A 21,663-nucleotide genomic window follows, 5' to 3' on the forward strand; every position below is an offset into this window, starting at 1 on the left:
TTACTCCTCCAGACATTTCAGGATGGGGGCATCGGCCAGGTTTTTCTTGCCTGCCGTGGGAACCAGCTCCCAGAACTTTGCCCCGCCGCGCTCCACGGCGGCGATCAGGCCCACCTGTTCCAGGGCCGTCAGGGCCACCAGCGTTTTGCCGGTGTGCTCCTCCCCCAGCTTTGCAAACAGGGGCTGCATATCCTCGGCGTGCCAGCGCCGGGCCTGCAGTTCCCGGTAAACGGTAATGATATCACTGCGCTCCGGTGCGATCAGGGCGCGCTGCTGGGCAGTCAGCGGGCTGCCGCGGCGCAAGGCCTGCACCAGCGCGGTCTGCTGGGCGGCGGCGTTGCCAAAGCCCGCCGGGTGCAGCTCCAGAATGCGTCCCGAAAGCTGCGCGCCCCGGGCAGCCTCGTATACCGAGAGGCTCAGGGCCGCGTCCACCACATCGCCGGTGGCATAGGGCAGCTGCTCCGGGTGCATCCCGAACCAGACCGCATAGATGCAGGCATTGCCCTGCCGCAGGCGCAGGCGGCAGTGCCGCCCCTCCGAGACAGGGTAGACTCCCTCCACCACGGCCTTTTCCAGCAGGAACACCGGGGCGGGGTTTTCGGCACCGTAGGGAGCCAGCTGGTCCAGCCGCCGGACAGATTCCACGGTGATGCGGTCAAGATGGATGGACAGGTCGCATTCCAGCGGCGGAGTCACCAGCACCGGGCACTCCCGGGCGGCCCACTCGTTCAGGCGGCGGCGCAGCTCCGGCAGGTTCTCCTCCCGTACCGAAAGGCCCGCCGCCATGGCGTGGCCGCCGAAGCGGAGGAGAAGATCCTCGCAGGAGGCAATGCAGGCGTGCAGGTTGAAGCCCTGCACACTGCGGCCGCTGCCCTTGCCCTCACCGTGCTCATCAATGGACACCACGATGACGGGGCGGCCGGTCTTTTCCACCAGCCGGGATGCCACGATGCCAATGACACCGGGGTGCCAGTCCCGGCCCCAGATCAGGATGACCCGGTCCTCCAGAATGGCGGGTTCGGCCTCCAGCTGGGCCTGCGCGGCCTTGGCGATCTCGCCCTCGGTCTCCTGCCGGGCGGCGTTGATCTCGTTCAGTTTATGTGCCAGCTCGGCAGCGCGTTCCTCATCCTCACACAGCACCAGCTGCAGGGCGGTCACAGCGCTGTCCATCCGGCCCGCCGCGTTGATGCGGGGGGCAATGGCATAACTGACATTCTCGGCGGTCACGGGCTTGCCGCCCAGCCCCACCTCATCCAGCAGGGCCAGAAGGCCGGGCCGGTCAGAGTGCTGCAGCAGGTGCAGGCCCGCCTTGACCAGAGTGCGGTTCTCGCCGGTCAGGGGCATCACGTCTGCCACGGTGCCCACGGCGGCAAGGTCGCCGCAGTAGTCCAGCATCTCCTCGGGCGGGCAGCCGTCCAGCGCGGCACAGAGCTTGAAGGCCACACCTGCGCCGCACAGGCCCTTGAAGGGGCTGGTATCATCGGCGCGGCGGGGGTCCACCACGGCAACGGCTTTGGGCAGGGTATCATGGGGCAGATGATGATCGGTGACGATCAGGTCCACCCCCAGTGAAGCCGCAAACTCGGCCTCCTCCAGCGCGGAGATGCCGTTGTCCACCGTCACGATGAGCTGGTAGCCCTTATCGTGGATGGACTGGATGGCATTTTTGGAAAGGCCGTAGCCATCGCCTTCACGGCTGGGCAGCATACACTTGACGTTTGCTCCCATCCCCTTGAGGTGCTGGTAGAGCAGGGCGGTGGCGGTCACGCCGTCCACATCGTAGTCACCAAAGACAACAATGGTCTCCTCCCGGTCAATGGCATCGAGGATGCGGGCACAGGCCTTGTCCATGTCGGTCAGGAGCATGGGGTCGGTCAGTTCCTCCTCGCCCGACAGCAGGGTCAGGGCCTCGGCAGGGTCGGTGATGCCGCGCGCGGCCAGAATGCCTGCCAGCAGGCCCGCCTCCTTCTGCTGGGCGGCCAGCGTCATCTGATATTTTTCCTCGCTCCACGGCTCCGCATCCATCGTTTCCATGGCGCGGTTTTCCAGCTCCTCGGTGCTCTGCTGGGCAATGGCCGCGGTCAGCTCTTTCAGGGCAGAGCGGTCCAGCGGCTTCAGGTTCCAGGCCCGGTAGGTCGTCATAACAGTCCCTCCCCGGTCAGGCCGTCATTGGCCAGCATTCCCTGCAGCGCGGCAATCTCGCTGGAGACATCCATGGCAACGTCAGAAAGCAGGTTATCATACAGGTTGCTGTAAGCCTGATTCAGGGTGTGCAGGATGCCCGCGATATCCCGGCGGATGGTCTCTGCATTTTCGCCCTGCTGGCCCTGCACATCGTTGTAGGTGTGCAGCAGCTTGAGGGTGGTGGGGATATAGTATTCCGCAAAGCGGCGGGCCTTGGGCAGGCTTTCCGGGTGCGCTTCCAGCCACTCACAGATGGCGGTGGTGGTCTTTTGCATCGTTTCCAGCTCTTCCCTGCCCTGTGCGTCCTGCATGAGCTGCTGCTCCTGCTCCAGCACCTTGGCAAAGCGGCGGGCCGTTTCGAGGTTCAGGGGCGTTTCCGGCGCGGCCTCCTGCTCCGGCTGCGGAGCCGGGCGGGCGTGCTCTGCGGCGAGGGCCTCCTGTGCGGCGCGGTAATCCTCCGCCGTCAGGTACACAGTCTCCGTTTTCGCATCCAGCCATGCATTCAGCCAGCCCTTGCGGATGCTTTTTTTCAGCCGCTTGAGCGTTTTTTTCTTTTTCTGGTGGGTCAAGTCGGCCAGCATCTCCACCGGCAGGCCCTTGCCGCCGTCCATGCTGTCGGCAAGGTCGGCCAGCTGGCCCATCTGCCTGCCCGCTTCCCTCTGGGAAACGCCGCAGGCCGTCATCCAGCCAAAGCCCGCCGTGGCAAGGCCCAGCACGCTGCTGACGATGCCAAGCACATTGTAGGCGGTGTTCATAGCGTAGTCCGTGCCCGTCATCAGGATGCCGCCGCCCTCAGCAGTCGACACCACAACGTCGCCCAAAGCAGCCGGCGAAATAAAGCCCAGCCCGATGAGGCAGCCCAGCGTCCCCAGCCCGAAAAGCACCGCAAAGATGATGCCCACGGCCAGCAGAGCCACGCCCGAGCTGTAACGCTCCTTGGCGCATTTCCGCAGCTTTTCCACCGGGGTCAGCTCCGGGCGCGATGCAAAGAAATTTCTGGCCCACTGGGGCATCCCGGCGTACTGCTCTGCCGTGCCGCCGTTGGCATGGGCCTGCCGCCGGCTCTGGTAGTAGCTGTCCCGGGCCTGCCGCATGGCCTTGCCCGCCTCCGAGATGCCGTAATTGGCCGCATGAACAGCGGCCTTGCCCACATCAAAGGCCCGGTCGCCGATGTCCATGCCCCGGCCCTCAAAGCCGTGGGCAAAGGCATCGGACATGGTGTCGCCAAAGGCGCGCAGCTGCTCTTCCAGCTCCTGCTGCACCTGTTTTCCCTCGTTTTCTTGTGTTGAATCGTTTTCACGATGATTCATCAATATTCTCACCCTTCTGCCGGTGCATACCGGCCGATGATCGCACGGGCGACCCGCAGGCCGTCCACGGCGGCGCTCATAATGCCGCCCGCATATCCGGCCCCCTCGCCGCAGGGGTACAACCCCGCCAGCTGGGCCGATTCCAAGGTCTCCTCCCGTTTCAGCCGCACGGGGCTGCTGGTGCGGGTCTCAAGGCCGGTGAGGATGGCTTCCGGTGCGGTGTAGCCCGCAATTTTACGCTCGTAGGCGCGCAGGCCCGCCCGCAGGGTATCGGCCAGCTCCCCGGGCAGCAAAGCTCCCAGATCCGCATCCACAACGCCCCGGTCATAGGTAGGCTCCACCCGGCCGATGTTCAGCTGGCCTTTTCCCTCAAGGAAGCTCTGCACGTTCTCAGCCGGGGCCGCATACGCCCCGCCCCGGCGGCCTGCAGCGTAGGCTTTTGCCTCCAGCTCCCGCTGGAAAGCAATGGCCCTGCGCGGGTCGCCCGCAAAATCCTCAGCTCCCACGCTGACCACCACCGCCGCGTTGGCGTTTTTGCCGTCCCGGGCGTGGTAGCTCATGCCGTTGGTGACCACGTGGCCGGTCTCGCTGGCCGAAGCCACCACCTGACCGCCGGGACACATGCAGAAGGTGTACACGCACCGGTCTCCCACATGCTGGGAGAGCTGATACTCCCCGCGCGGCAGGGCCGGATGCCCGGCAGCCTCGTGGTACAGGCTCTTCTCGATCTCGCTCTGCAGGTGCTCTGCCCGGAAACCCACGCTGAAGGGCTTACACTCCAGCACAAGACCGCTGTCCATCAGCATCCCGAAGGTATCCCGGGCCGAGTGGCCCACGGCAAACACCAGCGCTTCACAGGGGAAGGTCCCGCCGGTGGTAAAGATGCCGGTCAGCCGTCCGTTCTTCTGCTCAAAACCGGTGAGGGCCGTGTTGAAGTGCACCTCGCCGCCCAGAGCTTCGATCTCCCTGCGGATGGAGGTGATAACACCTCGGAGCAGGTCGGTGCCCACATGGGGCTTCTGCTTCCAGGCGATCTCCGCCGGGGCACCGTGCTGCAGAAACACCTCGGTGACAAAGCCGCAGAGCTCATCCCCGATGCGGGTGGTCAGCTTGCCGTCCGAAAAGGTGCCTGCGCCGCCCTCGCCAAACTGGATGTTGGCATTGGGGTCCAGCTCGCCGGTGGCAGAGAAGTGCTCCACCGCCTTCACACGCTCGTCCAGCGCCGGGCCGCGCTCCAGCACGATAGGCTTGTAGCCCTGCCGGGCCAGCAGCAGCGCCGCAAACAGGCCCGCCGGGCCCAGCCCGCAGACCACAGGCCGGTGGGGCAGGCGCTGGGTGCCGTTCTGAACGCTGAGATCCGTTTTGCCGCGGATAGCAACGCAGGGCGAGGCCCCTGCATACGCAGATTCCTCACCCTCGTCCTTGAGCGTTACCGCTATGGTATACACCAGCTTTGGCTGCCCGTGGCGGGCATCCACCGACAGCCTGGCTACGCCCAGATGGGCCGCCTTGCTGCGGGGGATGCGCGCCAGATGCAGCGCTTTCTCGAATGCCTGCGGCTCCCCGGCAGAGAGCGGCAGGCGGATATCTCTTACTAGTATCATCTATCAGGTTTCGCTTTCTATTTTCAGCCTCCTCGCCCTCTCCGTCATTGCTAACGCAATGCCACCTCCCCCAAAGTGGGAGGCCTTGGCAGTATTTGCAAACTTCATCTTTATGCCAAGGGCTCTCCCTTCGGGAGAGCTGGCGAGCGAAGCGAGACTGAGAGGGTGAGCCAGCTCAGTTACTTTCTATCTTGCACTGGATGACATAGCTCCCCAGCGCAAAGATCTTACCATTGGAGGGCACATACAGGCGGCAGGCAATGTTCTGCTGCCCTGCGGCCACATAGAAATCATCCGCATCGATCTCAATGACCACCTGCTCGGGCACCAGCGTATCCAGCAGACCCGCCGGGCCGCAAAGGGTCACGTTCATCAGCCGCTCGGTCTGCACGGTCAGAGTATAGGTGGAGGGCAGATTGACCACCTGCACGCAGCTGGCGGGCAGGTTCATGGTCTTGGTCTCGAGCTTGGAGCTGTCGAAGCTGACCGTGATGCTGGAAATGTTGTCCAGCAGGCGGATATTGCCCGGCAGCTCGATGGGCAGCTCATACACCTTGTTCGGCGCAAAGGTGGAAAGATCGATGGTACCCACAGACAGGGTGGAGAGCTTTTCGATCTGGCTCTCAGGCCCGGCGACATTCAGGGTCTGCTTGCTCAGGGAGTAAACCAGCACCGAGGGATCAAAATTCCGGGGCGCGTTGATAAAGCTGACCGACACGGGCAGGGTGGCCATCTTGTAGACCTCCAGCGTGACCTCCACGCTGGACTCCTCCAGATTCGTGTATTCAAACTTGACCTCACTGCCGCTCTTGGTATAAAAGCGCAGGGCGGTGTCCAGCGTGACAGAATCGGTGAGCTCCCCCTTGTGGGTCACCTCGGCGGTGCAGGTCTCCACCTTATCGATCTCAGTGCTGGGGCCGGAGAGGGTCACTGTCTCCTTGGAGAGCTCGGTGCCATAGAGGATATAGCCGTCCGCAATGGTCAGGTAGTTGGTGGTCACGGTGATGGGCACCGTTTTCTCCTCCACCACGTCAAACACCACGTCCACGCTGTTGTCGCCGCCCTCAATGGAAACGGACACGCCATTGAGCAGGGTGTTCACGCCCCGCACCTGCAGGTGCAGGGTCTTTTCGCCGCTGTCCCGCACGCCGGACCAGTCCGGGTAGACCACGAAATCAGAGGAAGTCAGGCTGCCGATGGTGTAGCCATCGCCCGAGAGCTTCAGGCTGACGTACTTTTCCGGCGCGCTGACGATGCTCAGGCCCCGGGAGGTGTACGCGGCGGAATCATAGGTAAAATCCACCGGCACGTTGTTGATGGTGCGGGTGGTGCCGGGCTGGACGACGATGGTGACCACCATCCATGCCACAATGGCACCCACGATGGCCAGCAGCAGCCGGACGCGGCGGTCATTCAAAATGCTCTTGGTGTGCTGGATGGCAGGCTTTGTGCCGTTGGTACGATTGCTGCTCACTGCTGCTCATCCTCCTCTTTCTGGTTCATCCAGTTCAGCAGGCTCTTGACCTTGCCGCGCCAGCCGTCGGCAGCTGCCTTTTCGCTGGCGGTCTCCTTGGGGATCATCTCATCCACCAGCCGGGTGTACAGGGTCTGGCGGTCAAAGTGGCGGATCAACACACCGTTCTTTGCCATGGAGATGATGCCGGTCTCCTCACTGACCACAACGGCAATGGCATCCGAATTCTCCGCAATGCCCAGGCAGGCGCGGTGGCGGGTGCCCATATCCTTGCCCAGATCCAAGTTGTTGGACAGGGGCAGCACACAGCCCGCCGCCTTGATGCGGCCATTCTCAATGATGGCGGCACCGTCGTGCAGGGGGGTCCCCTCGTAGAAGATGGTGCCCAGCACCTCCAGATTGACGGCACTGTTCACGGGTGTGCCGGTGCGCACGATCTCAGAGAGGTTGGTGTTGCGCTCCAGCACGATCAGGGCACCGGTCTTGGTCTCGGAAAAGCGCTCGGCGGCATCGCAGATGGCAATGATGGCGCTGCGCCAGGCCCCCTTGAAGCTGGGGTCGTTATAGCGTCCCTTGATGTTGAAGAGCTTACCCGCCCACTGGTCGGTCTGGCCCATCCGCTCCAATGCGCGGCGGATCTCCGGCTGGAACAGGACCACCAGCGTCAGCAGGCCAACCTGCAGCAGCGAGTTCAGCAGCCAGGTGACGGTGCGCATGTTCAGCACGTTGGCCACCAGATAGACCGCCAGCACCAGCAGCGCGCCCTTGGCCAGCTGCCCGGCGCGGGTGCGGTTGATGATCCCCAGCAGCTGGTAGATCAGGAAAGCAATGATGACGATATCCAGCAGATCGGCCAGCTTGAAGGTCTGGAAATTGGCGATGATCGAATTCAGAGTCATCAGAGTGTCTCTCCCGTTACAGCTTCTCGATCAGGGCGACAGCATGGGCGGCAATGCCCAGGCCCTCGCCGGTAAAGCCCAGATGCTCCTCGGTGGTGGCCTTGACGCTCACAGCATCCACCGGCATCCCGAAGGCGGCGGCCAGATTTTCCCGCATGGCGGGGATGTAGGGGGCCAGCTTGGGCTTCTGGCAGAGCAGGGTGGAATCGATGTTCACGATCTTCCAGCCCTTCTCCCGCATGATGCGTGCCACATGCTGCGCCAGCTGCAGGCTGTCGGCACCGGCGTAGGCGGGGTCGGTATCCGGGAAGTGCTTGCCGATGTCGCCCAGCGCGGCGGCACCCAGCACAGCGTCCATCACGGCGTGGGCCAGCACATCGGCATCCGAGTGGCCCAGCAGGCCCTTTTCAAAAGGCACCTGCACGCCGCCCAGGATCAGCTTGCGGTCCTCGACCAGACGGTGAACATCATAACCATGACCAATGCGCATATCATTTCCTTCTTTCTGTTCGGCGCGGGGCAGATCCTCCCGCGTTGTAATCTTCAGATTGGCGTAATCCCCCTGGGTCAGCTGCACCGGGCGGCCGGTCAGTTCAAACAGGCTGCAGTCATCGGTGACCAGGCGGGCTTTTTCCGCATCCAGCTCGTCCAGCGCGGCCAGATACGCCGCGCGGTCGAAGCACTGGGGGGTCTGCACCGCATACAGGGTGCTGCGGTCAGGGGTATCAGTGACCATGCAATGCTCCGGCACAGTTTTGCCATCGCCCCGCACAGCCCGCTTGACGGTATCCTTTACCGGCACGGCGGGGGCGGCAGCACCGCAGGCAGCGGCTGCTTCCAGCGCCGCCGTGATGACAGCCTGACTGACAAAGGGACGGGCGGCATCGTGGACAGCCACCAGCTCTCCGTGGGCGGCCAGCACGCCGTTCTTCGCGCTCTCGGCACGGGTCGCGCCGCCCTGCACCACCTGCACCGGCTTTGTGCAGGCCGCAGCCTGCTGTTCCAGAAATGCCCGGTTCTTCCCGGCCACCAGAACGATCTCGCTGACCAGCGGACACTCCGCAAAGGCCCGGATGCTCCGCTGCACCACGGTCTCCCCGCCCAGATCAAAGCTGAGCTTGTCAAACCCCATGCGGGTGGAGGACCCTGCCGCCACCAGAACGGCTGATACTTTCTTTTCCAATTTCTGCACCTGCCCTGCTCTTATTCTCCCGGGAAATACCACCCGGGGCACAGATAGAATAAACCATGTTTTATTATACCGTATCGCCCGGCAAACTGCAACCGATTTTATACAGCAAAAATGCCCCTCTGCAGCAGGGCAGAGGGGCAAAAACGCTTCTTTTTTCAGGAGATCACTTCAGGATGGGCTCGATGGCGGCAGCCAGAGCATCCTTCTGTGCCTGGGCTTCCTCCAGGGTCTTGCCCAGGGTGGTGAAGTAGGTCTTGATCTTGGGCTCGGTGCCGGAGGGACGCACCACAACGGTCGCACCATTTTCCAGCGTGTAGATCAGGACATTGGCGGCGGGCAGGCCGGTCTCCTCGGGCTTCTTGTAGTCCATGACCTTGACGACCTTGTGGCCGCCGATCTCAGTCAGGGGCTCGTCACGCAGCTTCTGCATGATGGAAGCCATCTTCTCCATGCCGGTCAGGCCGGGGAACTCAAAGCTGTCCACCTTGTTCAGGTAGCGGCCGTACTGTGCGTAGATCTCTTCCAGACGCTGCTTGATGGAGGAGCCGATGCTGCGGTAGTAAGCGGCCATCTCGCAGATCAGCATGGAGCCGATCACGGCATCCTTATCGCGGACATAGGGGCCTGCCAGGTAGCCGTAGCTCTCCTCAAAGCCGAAGATGAAGCGGTCCACTTCACCGGCAGCTTCCAGATTGGCGATCTGATCGCCGATCCACTTGAAGCCGGTCAGAACGTTGCGCATCTCCACGCCGTAGTGCTTTGCCACAGCATCGGCCAGCGGGGTGGAAACGATGGACTTGACCGCCACGGGGTTTGCGGGCATGGTGCCCTTTTCAATGCGTCCGGCGCAGATGTAATCCAGCAGCAGAACGCCCATTTCGTTGCCGGAGACCAGCTCATAGCTGCCGTCCGGGCACTTCATGGCAATGCCCACGCGGTCTGCATCGGGGTCGGTGGCCAGCATCAGGTCAGCACCGGTCTTGGTGGCCAGCTCCAGACCCAGCTTCAGGGCCTCAAAAATCTCAGGGTTGGGGTAGGAGCAGGTGGTAAAGTAGCCGTTGGGGTACTCCTGCTCGGGCACGATGGTGATATCGGTGATGCCCATATCGTTCAGCACATGGGTCACAGGCACCAGACCGGAACCGTTCAGGGGGCTGTACACCAGCTTCAGGCCGGCAGTCCGGCACAGGCCGGGGCGCACCTGACGTGCCTCGATGGCATCGTACAGGGCCTTCTTGCAGTCATCGCCCACAAAGCGGATCAGGCCCTGCTCCACGCCAGCGGCAAAGGAGATGTACTTTGCGCCGGTCAGAACATCGGTCTTCTGGATCTCATCATAGACGATGGCGGCGGCATCATCGGTCATCTGGCAGCCATCCGGGCCGTAGGCCTTGTAGCCGTTGTACTTGGCGGGGTTGTGGGAAGCGGTGACCATGATACCTGCGTTGCACTCGTAGTAACGGGTGGCAAAGCTCAGGGCAGGCACAGGCATCAGGGCATCATAGATGCGCACCTTGATGCCGTTGGCGGCCAGAACACCGGCGGCGGTCTTGGCAAAGACATCGCTCTTCAGGCGGCTGTCGTAGCTGATGGCGACAGTCTGGCTGCCGCCCTGGGTCTTGACCCAGTTTGCCAGGCCCTGGGTGGCCTGACGGACAACATAGATATTCATGCGGTTGGTACCGGCACCCAGCACACCGCGCAGACCGGCGGTGCCAAACTTCAGGGCCACGGCAAAGCGGTCCTTGATCTCCTCGTCATTGCCCTCGATCTTGCTCAGCTCCGGTTTCAGATCCGCGTCCTCCAGATCCGCTGCCAGCCAGCGCTTATACTCATCCAGATACATATTGCACACCTTACCTTTAATTCGTATTTCGCACAGGGATAGTTTTCCAAACCTATTTATACTATAAACCCTTTCTTGGTACTGTGTCAATTCCATATTATGTAAGAATTTTTGCTCCGCAAATCATACAAATACTACAAAGATTTCAGCCTTTTCCATCATTCGGGGCTTTCGTGCTGTCCGCAGAGCCTGCGGCAGTGCCCGCGCATTGACAAGCCCCCTGCCCGACACTATAATTGGGACAATAGAATATTTTGCCGAGACCGGGCATTTTCCCGGTCATTTCCCCGTCGGGCCGCAGATGCGGCGTGAGGAGGCCCCCATGTATTCCGTTCTGAAAAGCTATGGTCTGAACGGCCTGAACGGCTTTGCCGTGGCCGTGGAAGCCGATGTCTCCGGCGGCCTGCCCGCCTTTTCGCTGGTGGGCCTGCCGGATTCCGCCGTGCGGGAAAGCGGCGACCGTGTCCGCTCTGCCGTGAAGAATCTGGGCTACAAATGGCCCGACCGCCACATCACGGTCAACCTTGCCCCGGCGGACATCCGCAAAAGCGGCCCGGTATATGACCTGCCCCTGCTGCTGGCGGTGCTGGCATCCTCCGGCCAGATGGAGGAGCCGCCCGCCGACGCGGCTTTTCTGGGGGAGCTGGCACTGGACGGCAGCCTGCGCCCGGTTTCGGGCGTGCTGCCCATGGCGCTGGCGGCGGCAGCAGACGGCATCCGCAGCCTGTATGTACCCGCCGAAAACGCCGCTGAAGCCGCCGAGGCGGGCGGCGACGCGATGCAGGTCTACCCCGCCCGCACGGCCCGGGAGGTCGTGGATGCGCTGCGGGGCCTTGTACCCCTCTCCCCCGCCGCGCCCATCCCCTTTGACCCCGCTTCCGGCTGGAATGCCGCCCCGGATTTTGCGGACGTGATGGGCCAGCCGCTGGCCCGCCGGGCCATGGTGCTGGCGGCAGCCGGTGGGCACAACGTGCTGCTCATCGGCGCGCCCGGCACCGGCAAATCCATGCTGGCCAAGCGCCTGCCCGGCATCCTGCCGCCCCTGACCCGGGAGGAAGCTGTGGAGACCACCAAGATCTATTCCATTGCGGGCCAGCTGCCCAAGGGGCGTGGCCTGATCTCTGCCCGGCCCTTCCGCAGCCCGCATCACTCGGCCAGCGCAGCGGCACTGGCGGGCGGCGGCACCACTTTCCGGCCCGGCGAGTGCAGCCTTGCCGACTGCGGCGTGCTGTTTCTGGACGAGCTGCCGGAGTTTTCCCGGGACAGTCTGGAAGTTCTGCGCCAGCCGCTGGAAGACGGCCAGATCACCGTGAGCCGCGCGGCAGGCAGCGCCACCTACCCCAGCCGGTTCCAGCTGGTGGCCGCCATGAATCCCTGCAAGTGCGGCTACTACGGCCACCCCACCCGTCCCTGCACCTGTTCGCCCAGTGCGGTGCGGCAGTACCGCAGCCGGGTGTCCGGCCCCCTGCTGGACCGCATCGACCTCTGTGTGGAGATGGACCCCGTTGCCTTTGACGAGCTCCACACCAGCACCCCCGCCGAGAGTAGCGCAGACCTGCGCAAGCAGGTACTTGCCGCCCGGGCCGTGCAGGCCAAGCGCTATGCCGCCCCCGGATACGAGGGCGTGCGCTGCAACGCCCAGCTCACAGCCGGGCAGGTGCGGCGTGTCTGCCGGATGACCCCTGCCGCCGAGCGGCTCCTCCGTGCCTCCTACGACACACTGGGCCTTTCTGCCCGCGCCCATGACCGCATCCTCCGGGTGGCCCGCACCGTGGCCGATCTGGCAGGCAAACAGCTGCTGGATGAGGAGGCCCTGCTGGAAGCATTGCAGTACCGCGCGCAGGAAAAGGTGGAGACGTTCTGACCCGCCATTTTACCGCAGCGTCAATGTTTCTCATCCTCACATTTCACGATCTGATCTCTGGATGCGATCCAGACACCGGAACAGCAAAGCTGAAGACCATCCATTTTCCTGACACCACAAAAGGGACGGCGTGGAGCACACGCCGTCCCTTTTTACTTGTTCTCTCAATCCACCACCGGGATATCCAGCCCGAACTCAAGGGGGCGGAAGCGGGGGCAGACATTTTCCGTGATGCAGATGACCGAGGCGGCCAGGCGGCTGCCGATCTCGCAGGATTCAGCCAGAGTCTTGCCGTAGGTCAGGCCGATGACGGTTCCGGCAAAGAAGGCATCCCCTGCACCGGTGGTGTCGATGACATCCACCTTTTTGGCGGGCACGATGCCGCACTCGCCGTTGGCGCGGGCGAACACAGCACCCTTGCCGCCCATGGTCACCACCATGCAGGGGATGTTGGCGCTGTGCACATTGCCCGCCAGCACCCTGCACATCTCCTCAGGCTCGAGATGGTCGTAATTGTCCGAGAAGAGCAGCCCAGCCTCCTGCTGGTTGCAGACAAAGCAATCGATCTGCTGCAAAAAGTCCCGGCGCTCCATGGCGATGCTCATGTTGGAAACGGCCGCATACACTTTTTTGCCGTACTTTTTGGCATATTTCAGGGTCCGCTTGACCGTCTCCTTTTCAAGGTCCAACTCCAGCGCGATACTGTCGCAGTCGGCAAAGATCTCATCCCCCTGCTCAGCCAGCAGGTCGATGAGCGGTGTGGTATCCGGCCGCTTGGAGATGGCGGCAGTTACATCACCCCTGTTGTCAAAGATGGCCAGCCATGTGCCCATGCCGTCCGGTACCTTTTTGATGAACCGGGTGTTGACCTTGTGATTCTCCAGCTTGTCAATGACATCCTGACCCATGCCGCTGTCATCGACAAGGCTCACGAAGGTGGGCCGGAGCTCCACATTGGCAATATCCTCTGCCACGTTGCGGCTCACGCCGCCGTGGACCTGCTCCATTCTGCCCGCGTTGCGCCCGCCGGGGATATAGGTGGAAAGCGGATATCCCTTGATGTCCACAAACACTGCGCCGATGACTACGATGCCCATAAATTTCTTGATTCCTTTCCGGATTTTACTTTGATATCTCCTATTATATAACAGCTCCTGACAAAAAGCCAATTTTTTCTCTCAAAGCCTACTCTGCCCTTGAAAAACTGTAGCAGAGCTGCCCCGAAGAAAGAGCCTCCGGCATCCACCGATAATCGCTGCTCAGGCTCAGGATCGCATCATACTTCACGCAGTCCGGCCGGGCAGGCGAGGCCAGCAGGTAATCCGCCTGCACAGGGGCCGCAAGCGCAGCACTGCCGCTCAGGGTAACAAAGGTCTGCCCGGCGGCGTGGATGCGGGCCACACAGCCGTTCCGGGTGCGGAGCACCTCCACCTCTGCCGGGCCGCAGCGGACACGGCGGGTGGCATAGAGCGCCATCCGGTCAACGGCAATGCGCTGTTCCGCCCCCATCCGCTGGGCGCTCCGGGGCCTGAGCCGCAGGTCGATCAGACACTCCACGGTCCGGATATTCCGGCGTTCCAGCGTGGTCTCCACGGCGCACCGGGTCACGTCGCCGCCGCGAAAGAGGATGACGGCGCTCTCGTTCCGGCTGATGACCACCGCCGGGGCATTCCGGCTGCCCACCAGCTCCACCCGGACAACATCCCGGTTCAGGGCATTGCCGGTGAAAACAGCAAGCCCCGCCGTCAGCAGAAGGGCAGGCAGGGCCACCCGCAGACGCACCCTGTTATGGAACGCCAGCCAGCAGAGCCCGGCCAGCAGCAGGCAGACCACAGCGGCATAGGCGGTGTCGAACCAGATCTGTGCCCCGGGCCAACCGGACACCCAGAGCGCCCAGCGGTCCAGCACCTCTGCCAGAAATTCCGCGCAGCACGAGCACACCCGCTGGGCCGGAGCCAATGCAGGCACCAGTCCCAGCAGGGCTGCTCCCAGACCGGTGAGCAGGATGGGTTCCACCAGCCAGAGCACCGCCGCACCGGACACCAGCGCGTACAGGCTGGTGCTCATCCCCCGTAGCACCAGCACCGGGAAGGTGGCCATGGAGGCGCAGGCCGAGATGCAGACCGTTTCCCACAGACTTCCCGCAAGCCCAAGCGCTTTCCGCTTCCAGAACCGGAGGCGGGGGTGCTTTTTCTTTGCCCGTTGTTTTTCCCAGGCTTCCTGACTGCGGCGCACCACGGCCCCACCGGCCAGGGTGCCCACCACCGCCGCAAAGGAGAGCTGAAAGCCCACGTCACAGACGGCGTAGCTGTTGCCCGCCGTCATCAGAACACCGGCCACGCCCAGCGAGGTCAGGGCATCCGGCGGGCCGTAGACCCAGACCCCCAGCGCACTGAGCCAGACGGCCCCCGCCGCGCGCAGAACAGAGGGCGTGAAGCCCGTCACTCCCACCAGCAGCAGCGCCAGCACCGCGCTGAACAGTGCCCTGACCCGGCGGCCGGTATAGCCGCGCAGTCGCTTTTTGCGGTTGGGCAGCAGCCTGCCCAGCACATCGCCGCACAGGATCGAAACATGCATTCCGCTGACCACCAGCACATGGGAAAGCCCCGCGCCCCGGTAGGCTGTGCGCAGCTCCTTGGAGAGATGGGTGCGGTCGCCCGTGACCATGGCGGCCAGCACGCCCGCCGGGCCGGATGCCATCCCCTGCCGCAGGGCGGCGCTCAGCCGCTTCTGGAGCCGGGCCGTCCGGGCGCGGAAGGAGGTGCTCTGCCCCAGCAGCGCAAAGCCTTTCTCATAAGCAGCGTTCAGGGCAATGCCATCGGCCAGGGCATTCAGGCGGGCGGTGTCATCGGGTGTTTCCAGCGCAAAGCGGCCCTTGACCCGGTCGCCGGGGCTGCAGGCGGGCAGGCTGGCGCACTCCACCCGGAGGGAGGCCGCCTCCCGATCCACCGTTTCCACCCGCAGGACCGCCCGCACCCTGCCGGGGAAATAGGAAGAGGTTGTACTCTCCACCTCCGCCTCCAGCAGGACACTGCGGCCATCGTAGGCGTTCTGGAGCTTTTCCCATTTTGCCTGCGTGGAGCCGGTCAGCACAAGGCCCAGCACTGCCCCCAGGATCAGGCAGATGCCATAACCCCAGGCCGGGCTTTTGCGCAAACGGCCCGCCAGCGCCCACAGCAGACCGGCAATAAAAAATGCCGCAAACGGCACAAAACGTCCCGTTTGCGGCAAAAAGGCGCACGCCAACTCCAGCCCCAGCGTTCCTGCGCAGAAAACACAGAGCGGGCGGCGCATCTTACTTAGTGGAAGAACAGGGGCAGCGGCTCAAGGAAGATGATATCCTTGCGCTCGGCTGCATCGCCCTCGGCCAGAACAGCAGCCTGGCCCACGATGGTGCACTGGGTCTGCTCTGCCAGTGCGTCCAGCGCCTTCAGGGAGCCGCCGGTGGAGATGACATCATCCACCACAAGCACACGCTTGCCGCTCATCTTGTCCAGCTCCTTGCGGTCGATGACCAGCTTCTGCTTGCCTGCGGTGGTGATGGACTGATCCTCCACCACGACAGGGTCGGCCATATAGAGCTTTTCGCCCTTGCGTGCGCAGATGTAGGGCTTGCCACTCTGGCGGCTCATCTCGTGTGCCAGAGGGATGCCCTTGGCCTCAGCGGTCAGCAGGATATCAAACTCGGGGCACTTTTTCAGCAGCTCGGTGGCAGCAGCCACGGTCAGCTCTGCATCGCCCAGCATGATGAAGGCCGCAATGTCCATGTGGTCGTTCACCTTGCAGATGGTCAGTTCACGGGTCAGGCCCGCAACATTCAGGGTATAGGTCTTTGCCATAACAATTCCCTTTCTTTTGTTCGATCCGTTATTTTTATGCGCGGCTCAGACAGGCAGCTTCTCGCCGCCCAGCACATGGAAATGCAGGTGCTTCACGGTCTGGCCGGCATCCTCGCCGACATTGGAGATCACGCGGTAGCCGTTGTCCAGACCGACTTCCTTGGCCAGCTTGGCGATCACGGCAAAGATATGGCCCAGCAGGGCACCGTCCTCCTCCGTCAGGGCAGCGGCACTCTGGATGTGCTTTTTGGGCACAACAAGAAAGTGCACCTTGGCCTGAGGGTTGATATCGTAAAACGCCACGACCTGATCGTCCTCATACAGCTTATTAGAGGGGATCTTGCCCTCGGCGATCATGCAAAACAGACAATCTTCCATGGGAATTGCTCCTTTCGATATTTATAAACAGCCTCGCCCTCTCCGTCACGGCTTACGCCGTGCCACCTCTCCCAAAGTGAGAGGCCTTGGCAGTACGGTAAACCTTCTGGTTTTGCCAAGGGCTCCCCCTTTGGGGGAGCTGGCGAACGAACGTGAGCCTGAGAGGGTGAGCCCGCTTTCACTCAGCCCAGCTGCTTCTCAACGATGCCCTTGACAGCGGCCAGAGCCTCGTCGATCTTGGTCTCGTCCTTCAGGCCGGCCATTGCAAAGTCGGGTTTGCCGCCGCCCTTGCCGCCTGCGATGGCGCTGATCTCCTTGACCAGCACGCCAGCCTTGAGGCCCTTTTCCTGTGCCAGCTTGTTCACGGTGACAGCCATGGTGACCTTATCCTCAGCCTTGCCCACCAGAACAGCGACCACAGGGTTGACAGCCTTGTCGCGGATGCTGTCGCACATGCCGCGCAGGGTGTCGCCGGTGGTGCCGGTGAAGTAGGCGGAAGCGATCTTCACGCCGCTCACTTCCTCAGCATTGTCGAACAGACTGTTGACCTTGGAAGCGGCGATCTTTGCCTTGACCTCTTCCAGCTCCTTGCTCATGGCCTTGTTCTCGGCCATGACGGCCTCGGCACGGATGGGCAGAGAGGTGATGTTGTTGGCCTTCAGGGTGTTGGCCACGGTGTGCAGCATTGCCTCCTGCAGATTTGCACGGACGAGCAGGTTGCGGCCGGTGACAGCCTCGATGCGGCGGATACCGGCGGCAACAGAGGATTCGCTGACGATCTTGAAGCCGCCAATCTGGGCGGTGTTCTTGACGTGGGTGCCGCCGCAGAACTCGGTGGACCAGCCCTCGATGTTCACAACGCGGACGACCTTGCCGTACTTCTCGCCGAACAGGGCCATTGCGCCCAGCTTCTTGGCCTCCTCGATGGGCATCTCCTTGACGGTGACGTTCATCGACTCGTAGATCTTATCGTTGACGATCTTCTGCACCCGGGCCAGCTCCTCAGGCGTGACGGCGCTGAAGTGGGTGAAGTCGAAGTGGGTGATCTCCGCATCCTGATAGGAGCCTGCCTGATGGACATGGTCGCCCAGCACCTCACGCAGGGCAGCCTGCAGCAGGTGGGTCGCAGTGTGGTTGCGGCAGACAGACATCCGGTATTCCTTGTCCACCTGAGCGTTCAGGTGGTCACCCACCTTGACGATGCCGCTCTCCAGCACGCAGGTGTGGACGTAGTAGCCCTTGGGGGTCTTTTTCACGTCCAGCACACGCAGGCTGCACTCGGGGCCGGTCAGCAGGCCGTTGTCCGCCACCTGACCGCCCATCTCAGCGTAGAACGGGGTCTTGTCCAGAACCACCAGCACGCCGTCCTTTGCCTCCTCATCGGTGGCAATGGCATCGGTCAGCGTCTCCTCGTCGCTCAGGGCAACCACAACGCCGGTGTCGTTCAGGGTCTCATAGCCGGTAAAGACAGTGGGCTCAACGGTCAGGCCGCCGAACAGGTCCTCGCTCCAGCCGGAGATGTTCTTCTTCAGGCGCTCGGCACGGGCGCGCTCCTTCTGCTTCTTCATCTCAGCATGGAAGCCGTCCTCGTCGATCTCAATGCCCTGCTCGGCAGCGATCTCCTTGGTCAGATCGAGGGGGAAGCCGAAGGTATCGTTCAGCTTGAACACGTCCAGACCCTTGAGCAGGTGCTGGTGTGCCTTTTCCAGGCCGTCGATCATGTTGTTCAGGATGTTCATACCGGCATCGATGGTGCGGGCAAAGTTTGCCTCCTCGGTGCCGATGACCTTCTTGATATAGGCATCGTGCTCACGCAGCTCGGGGTAAGCGCTCTCGCTGGACTGGATGACCGTCTCCACCAGTTCCACCAGGAAGGGGCGGGAGATGCCCAGCATCCGGCCATGGCGGGCAGCGCGGCGGAGCAGACGGCGCAGAACGTAGCCGCGGCCCTCGTTGGAGGGCAGGATGCCGTCAGACACCATGAAGGTGCAGCTGCGGATGTGGTCAGTGATGACACGGATGGAGATGTCATCCTTGGCGTTCTCACCGTAGGTCTTACCGGCAATGTGCTCCACATGGTGCAGCACGCTCTGAACGGTATCCACCTCAAACAGGTTGCCCACGCCCTGCATCACGCAGGCCAGACGCTCCAGGCCCATGCCGGTATCGATGTTGGGGCGTGCCAGACGCTCGTAGTGGCCCTTGCCGTCGGCATCGAACTGGCTGAACACCAGGTTCCAGATTTCCATATAGCGGTCGCAGTCACAGCCCACGCCGCAGGTCGGCTTGCCGCAGCCGTACTCGGGGCCGCGGTCAAAGTAGATCTCAGAGCAGGGGCCGCAGGGGCCGGAGCCGTGCTCCCAGAAGTTGTCCTCCTTGCCCAGACGCACCATGTGGTCCGGAGCAATGCCCACCTTCTTGGTCCAGATATCGTAAGCCTCGTCGTCCTCTTCGTAGACGGAGATGTGCAGCTTATCCTTGGGGATGGCCATCCACTCATCGCTGGTCAGGAACTCCCATGCCCAGGGAATGACCTCTTCCTTGAAGTAATCCTGGAAGGAGAAGTTGCCCAGCATCTCAAAGAAGGTGCCGTGGCGGGCGGTGATGCCCACGCGCTCGATATCCGGAGTGCGGATGCACTTCTGGCAGGTGGTCACACGGTGGCGGGGAGGCTCTTCCTGAGCCAGGAACCACTTTTTCATGGGGGCCATGCCGCTGTTGATCAGCAGCAGGCTGGGGTCGTTCTTCGGCACCAGCGGGAAGCTGTCCAGACGCAGGTGGCCCTTGCTCTCAAAGAAGCTCAGGTACTTTTCACGCAGTTCATTCAAACCGGTCCATTGCATAGGTTTTCTCTCCTCAATTGTCCTTGGCGTTTGCACGTCAGTTTTTATGATGTTATGGCAGAGGGGCGGGCAGGCGCAAAAACAAAAACAGCCCCATCCCAAAAGGGACGAGGCTGTGTAAAACTGCTCCGTGGTACCACCCAAATTGCAAAGGATAAAACTGCTTGTCCCCTGCCGCTTTCGGCGCGGTAACGCTGCGCTGCGTCCGACTTGTTTCGCCGGAAGCTCCGGGGCGGCACGAAACGAGACCTGCCGGAGCGCCTTGCAGCTGGGAGCGCTCTCTCTGGGCGGCGGTGTGCATTTCTGACCCCATCATTGCCATCTGTCATAATTCACGTTTTGCCGCAAAGGCGCATATTCGCCCCTTGCGTACACTTAAATTATAGCATGGGCTCTGCGTTTGTCAACGGGTTTTCCACAAATTTTACGGCACCCAGATGCGGTCTACATGGGTCATCTCGCCGTTTTGGATGGTCACGGTCGTGTTTCCCGCATTCCACCCATAAACATCTTCTTCGCTGCTCATTGCATCGCAAACCGCCCGGTCTCCCTTGACCATCACTGGGTCGGCTCCAAAGTCTGCTGCGCCGTCCGATAGTTCGATATCGTCTGCCATAACAAGCTGCTTCACCACACCAACTTCATAATAAGCGGGAAAATCATCCCATGTCAGAGTCCGGTAATGGTCCTCCTCTTTGCATAAGTCGATGCCGCCTTCTTCTATTCCGCCGTTGATGGTCACATAGTTGTTTTCCCGCTCGATGCTCTCCACGGTCAGGGCTGTAGTTTCCTCTGTCCCGTTTAGATGTGTTACAATGGTATCGCCTTCGCTCAATGCTTCTATCTCTGGGGCTGTGTACCGGTCATAGTCGTATACGACCGCGTCGTTGATGGTATTCTTGCGTTCACCGACCCATACTTTATCGCTTTCAAAGCTGATGTGATAGGTGCCATCCGAAAGGGGGTCGCTCAGTAAAACGCCTTGCATGGGCTGTACTTCCGTTTTTTGCGCCTCCTACGCCTCCGAAGAGGTCGTGCTTGGCGTGGAAGCCGCTGTGCTTCCCGCCGTGGAACTGGAGGCCCCACAGCCCGCCATGGTGATCCCAAGCGCCAAAAGCACCGTAAATGTTCCTATTTTATGGTTCCATCTCATACGAAAACCTTCTTTCTCTTGCTTGACGGAACGTTTCCGTTCCGCTACAATAAAAACGATTCAAAGACACATTCTATTTCAAGATAGAGAGGAAAATTTCCGTGAAAATCTTAAAAGTAAAATGTCTGGCCCCCACCCGGCTGGACAACTATCTGATGCAGCAGTTCCCGGCGCTGAACCCGGGCCGCCTGAACAAGGCTCTGCGGGAGAACAAGATCAAGCTGAACGGCAAAAAGCAGCCCCTTTCCACCCGCGTGATGGCGGGCGACGAGATCAAGCTGTTCATCCTGGACGAGGTGCTGGATGCCGACAAGCGGGTGGAAGGCCCGGCGTGGAAGAACGCCCGCGGCCCGGCACAGGTCATCTACGACTGCCCGCAGATCCTTGTGGTGAACAAGCCTGCTGGCCTTGCCGTGGACGGCCCCGAGGACGACACCCTGCTCAACCGTGCTCTGCTCTACCTCAACCAGCAGGGTGAGTACAAGGAGAACGATCTGTACACTCCGGCCCTCTGCCACCGGCTGGACACCGGCACCAGCGGTCTGGTCATCATCGCCAAGACCCCCGAGGCCGAGCAGCTGTTCCTTGAGGTCATCAAGAACCGCGAGGTCAAAAAGACCTACCTCTGCGTCACCTTTGGCCGCCCCACCCCGCCGGACGGCACCCTGGGCGGCTACCTGCTCAAGGATGCAGACCGGGGCATCGTGAAGATCGTGCCCGACAAGCAGCCCGGTGCCAAGGACGTGGAAACCCAGTATGAGACCGTTGCCGTCTCCGGCCGTCTGGCCCTGCTCAAGGTCCGGCTCATCACCGGCCGCACCCACCAGATCCGTGCCCACATGGCAAGCATCGGCTGCCCCATCCTGGGCGACAGCAAGTACGGCAACAACACCGCCAACCGGGAGCTTAAGCTGAAGTATCAGGCCCTCTGCGCCTGGGAGCTGGTCCTCCCCCGCTTCACCTCCCCCGACTTCGTCGACCTCTCCGGCAAGACCTTCCGCGCACCGAAGCCCTGGTATTACCAGCAGGTGCTGGATGGAACGTTGAAGTAAGTTTCCTCCGCAGCCCAAAACGGCA

Annotated in this window: 15 protein-coding genes; 2 read left to right on the top strand and 13 right to left on the bottom strand. The window is 62.1% G+C overall.

The window, feature by feature from the left end; translation table 11 throughout:
• The 7 genes from recJ to J3353_RS07025 all read right to left on the bottom strand — a co-directional run bounded on the left by recJ (position 1) and on the right by J3353_RS07025 (position 10,509).
• The gene (gene recJ, locus J3353_RS06995; RefSeq protein WP_207684502.1) at positions 1-2,142 is read right to left on the bottom strand and encodes a single-stranded-DNA-specific exonuclease RecJ; all 2,142 of its coding nucleotides are present in this window, start codon (positions 2,140-2,142) and stop codon (positions 1-3) included.
• Entirely contained in the window at positions 2,139-3,494 is a 1,356-nt protein-coding gene (locus tag J3353_RS07000; protein ID WP_207684503.1) for a 5-bromo-4-chloroindolyl phosphate hydrolysis family protein, read from the bottom strand. Before J3353_RS07000 ends, recJ begins: the two co-directional genes overlap by 4 nt.
• A gap of 8 nt (positions 3,495-3,502) precedes the next feature.
• Positions 3,503-5,098 carry an NAD(P)/FAD-dependent oxidoreductase gene (locus J3353_RS07005; protein WP_207684504.1) on the bottom strand — a complete coding sequence of 532 codons (1,596 nt, stop codon included), beginning with the start codon at positions 5,096-5,098 and terminating at the stop codon, positions 3,503-3,505.
• 175 nt (positions 5,099-5,273) lie between these two features.
• On the bottom strand, positions 5,274-6,572 hold the full coding sequence (locus J3353_RS07010) for a CdaR family protein (protein ID WP_207684505.1): 1,299 nt from the start codon (positions 6,570-6,572) through the stop codon (positions 5,274-5,276).
• The gene (gene cdaA / locus J3353_RS07015) at positions 6,569-7,471 is read right to left on the bottom strand and encodes a diadenylate cyclase CdaA (protein WP_005933418.1); all 903 of its coding nucleotides are present in this window, start codon (positions 7,469-7,471) and stop codon (positions 6,569-6,571) included. Before cdaA ends, J3353_RS07010 begins: the two co-directional genes overlap by 4 nt.
• A 16-nt stretch (positions 7,472-7,487) precedes the next feature.
• The gene (gene ispF / locus J3353_RS07020) at positions 7,488-8,654 is read right to left on the bottom strand and encodes a 2-C-methyl-D-erythritol 2,4-cyclodiphosphate synthase (protein ID WP_207684506.1); all 1,167 of its coding nucleotides are present in this window, start codon (positions 8,652-8,654) and stop codon (positions 7,488-7,490) included.
• Between the two features lie 172 nt (positions 8,655-8,826).
• Positions 8,827-10,509 carry a phospho-sugar mutase gene (locus tag J3353_RS07025; protein WP_097772507.1) on the bottom strand — a complete coding sequence of 561 codons (1,683 nt, stop codon included), beginning with the start codon at positions 10,507-10,509 and terminating at the stop codon, positions 8,827-8,829.
• 322 nt (positions 10,510-10,831) lie between these two features.
• Between J3353_RS07025 and J3353_RS07030 the strand changes: the two genes are divergently transcribed.
• The gene (locus J3353_RS07030) at positions 10,832-12,373 is read left to right on the top strand and encodes a YifB family Mg chelatase-like AAA ATPase (protein WP_005933402.1); all 1,542 of its coding nucleotides are present in this window, start codon (positions 10,832-10,834) and stop codon (positions 12,371-12,373) included.
• A gap of 164 nt (positions 12,374-12,537) precedes the next feature.
• On the opposite strand, the gene J3353_RS07035 is transcribed toward J3353_RS07030, so the two are convergent.
• The 6 genes from J3353_RS07035 to J3353_RS07060 all read right to left on the bottom strand — a co-directional run bounded on the left by J3353_RS07035 (position 12,538) and on the right by J3353_RS07060 (position 20,421).
• On the bottom strand, positions 12,538-13,470 hold the full coding sequence (locus tag J3353_RS07035; protein WP_207684507.1) for a carbohydrate kinase family protein: 933 nt from the start codon (positions 13,468-13,470) through the stop codon (positions 12,538-12,540).
• 88 nt (positions 13,471-13,558) lie between these two features.
• Entirely contained in the window at positions 13,559-15,583 is a 2,025-nt protein-coding gene (locus J3353_RS07040; protein WP_370569178.1) for a ComEC/Rec2 family competence protein, read from the bottom strand.
• A gap of 89 nt (positions 15,584-15,672) precedes the next feature.
• The gene (locus J3353_RS07045; protein WP_117505307.1) at positions 15,673-16,212 is read right to left on the bottom strand and encodes a phosphoribosyltransferase family protein; all 540 of its coding nucleotides are present in this window, start codon (positions 16,210-16,212) and stop codon (positions 15,673-15,675) included.
• Between the two features lie 45 nt (positions 16,213-16,257).
• Positions 16,258-16,590 carry a histidine triad nucleotide-binding protein gene (locus tag J3353_RS07050; RefSeq protein WP_005933383.1) on the bottom strand — a complete coding sequence of 111 codons (333 nt, stop codon included), beginning with the start codon at positions 16,588-16,590 and terminating at the stop codon, positions 16,258-16,260.
• 182 nt (positions 16,591-16,772) lie between these two features.
• The gene (gene alaS / locus J3353_RS07055) at positions 16,773-19,433 is read right to left on the bottom strand and encodes an alanine--tRNA ligase (protein WP_207684509.1); all 2,661 of its coding nucleotides are present in this window, start codon (positions 19,431-19,433) and stop codon (positions 16,773-16,775) included.
• 424 nt (positions 19,434-19,857) lie between these two features.
• The gene (locus tag J3353_RS07060) at positions 19,858-20,421 is read right to left on the bottom strand and encodes a hypothetical protein (protein ID WP_097772716.1); all 564 of its coding nucleotides are present in this window, start codon (positions 20,419-20,421) and stop codon (positions 19,858-19,860) included.
• A 266-nt stretch (positions 20,422-20,687) separates the two neighbouring features.
• Here J3353_RS07060 and J3353_RS07065 point away from each other — a divergent pair, with 266 nt between their 5' ends.
• Entirely contained in the window at positions 20,688-21,638 is a 951-nt protein-coding gene (locus J3353_RS07065; RefSeq protein WP_207684510.1) for an RluA family pseudouridine synthase, read from the top strand.
• Positions 21,639-21,663 lie beyond the last annotated feature (25 nt).

It is taken from the genome of Faecalibacterium sp. Marseille-Q4137 (assembly GCF_017377535.1).
Lineage (GTDB): Bacteria > Bacillota > Clostridia > Oscillospirales > Ruminococcaceae > Faecalibacterium > Faecalibacterium duncaniae.

What these genes read in the sequence shown, in the direction of transcription:
- J3353_RS07005 (WP_207684504.1), bottom strand. Translation starts at nt 5,098, where the DNA reads ATGATACTAGTAAGAGATATCCGCCTGCCGCTCTCTGCCGGGGAGCCG.
- J3353_RS07030 (WP_005933402.1), top strand. Translation starts at nt 10,832, where the DNA reads ATGTATTCCGTTCTGAAAAGCTATGGTCTGAACGGCCTGAACGGCTTT.
- recJ (WP_207684502.1), bottom strand. Translation starts at nt 2,142, where the DNA reads ATGACGACCTACCGGGCCTGGAACCTGAAGCCGCTGGACCGCTCTGCC.
- J3353_RS07025 (WP_097772507.1), bottom strand. Translation starts at nt 10,509, where the DNA reads ATGTATCTGGATGAGTATAAGCGCTGGCTGGCAGCGGATCTGGAGGAC.
- J3353_RS07050 (WP_005933383.1), bottom strand. Translation starts at nt 16,590, where the DNA reads ATGGAAGATTGTCTGTTTTGCATGATCGCCGAGGGCAAGATCCCCTCT.
- J3353_RS07060 (WP_097772716.1), bottom strand. Translation starts at nt 20,421, where the DNA reads ATGCAAGGCGTTTTACTGAGCGACCCCCTTTCGGATGGCACCTATCAC.
- cdaA (WP_005933418.1), bottom strand. Translation starts at nt 7,471, where the DNA reads ATGACTCTGAATTCGATCATCGCCAATTTCCAGACCTTCAAGCTGGCC.
- J3353_RS07035 (WP_207684507.1), bottom strand. Translation starts at nt 13,470, where the DNA reads ATGGGCATCGTAGTCATCGGCGCAGTGTTTGTGGACATCAAGGGATAT.
- J3353_RS07000 (WP_207684503.1), bottom strand. Translation starts at nt 3,494, where the DNA reads ATGAATCATCGTGAAAACGATTCAACACAAGAAAACGAGGGAAAACAG.
- J3353_RS07045 (WP_117505307.1), bottom strand. Translation starts at nt 16,212, where the DNA reads ATGGCAAAGACCTATACCCTGAATGTTGCGGGCCTGACCCGTGAACTG.
- alaS (WP_207684509.1), bottom strand. Translation starts at nt 19,433, where the DNA reads ATGCAATGGACCGGTTTGAATGAACTGCGTGAAAAGTACCTGAGCTTC.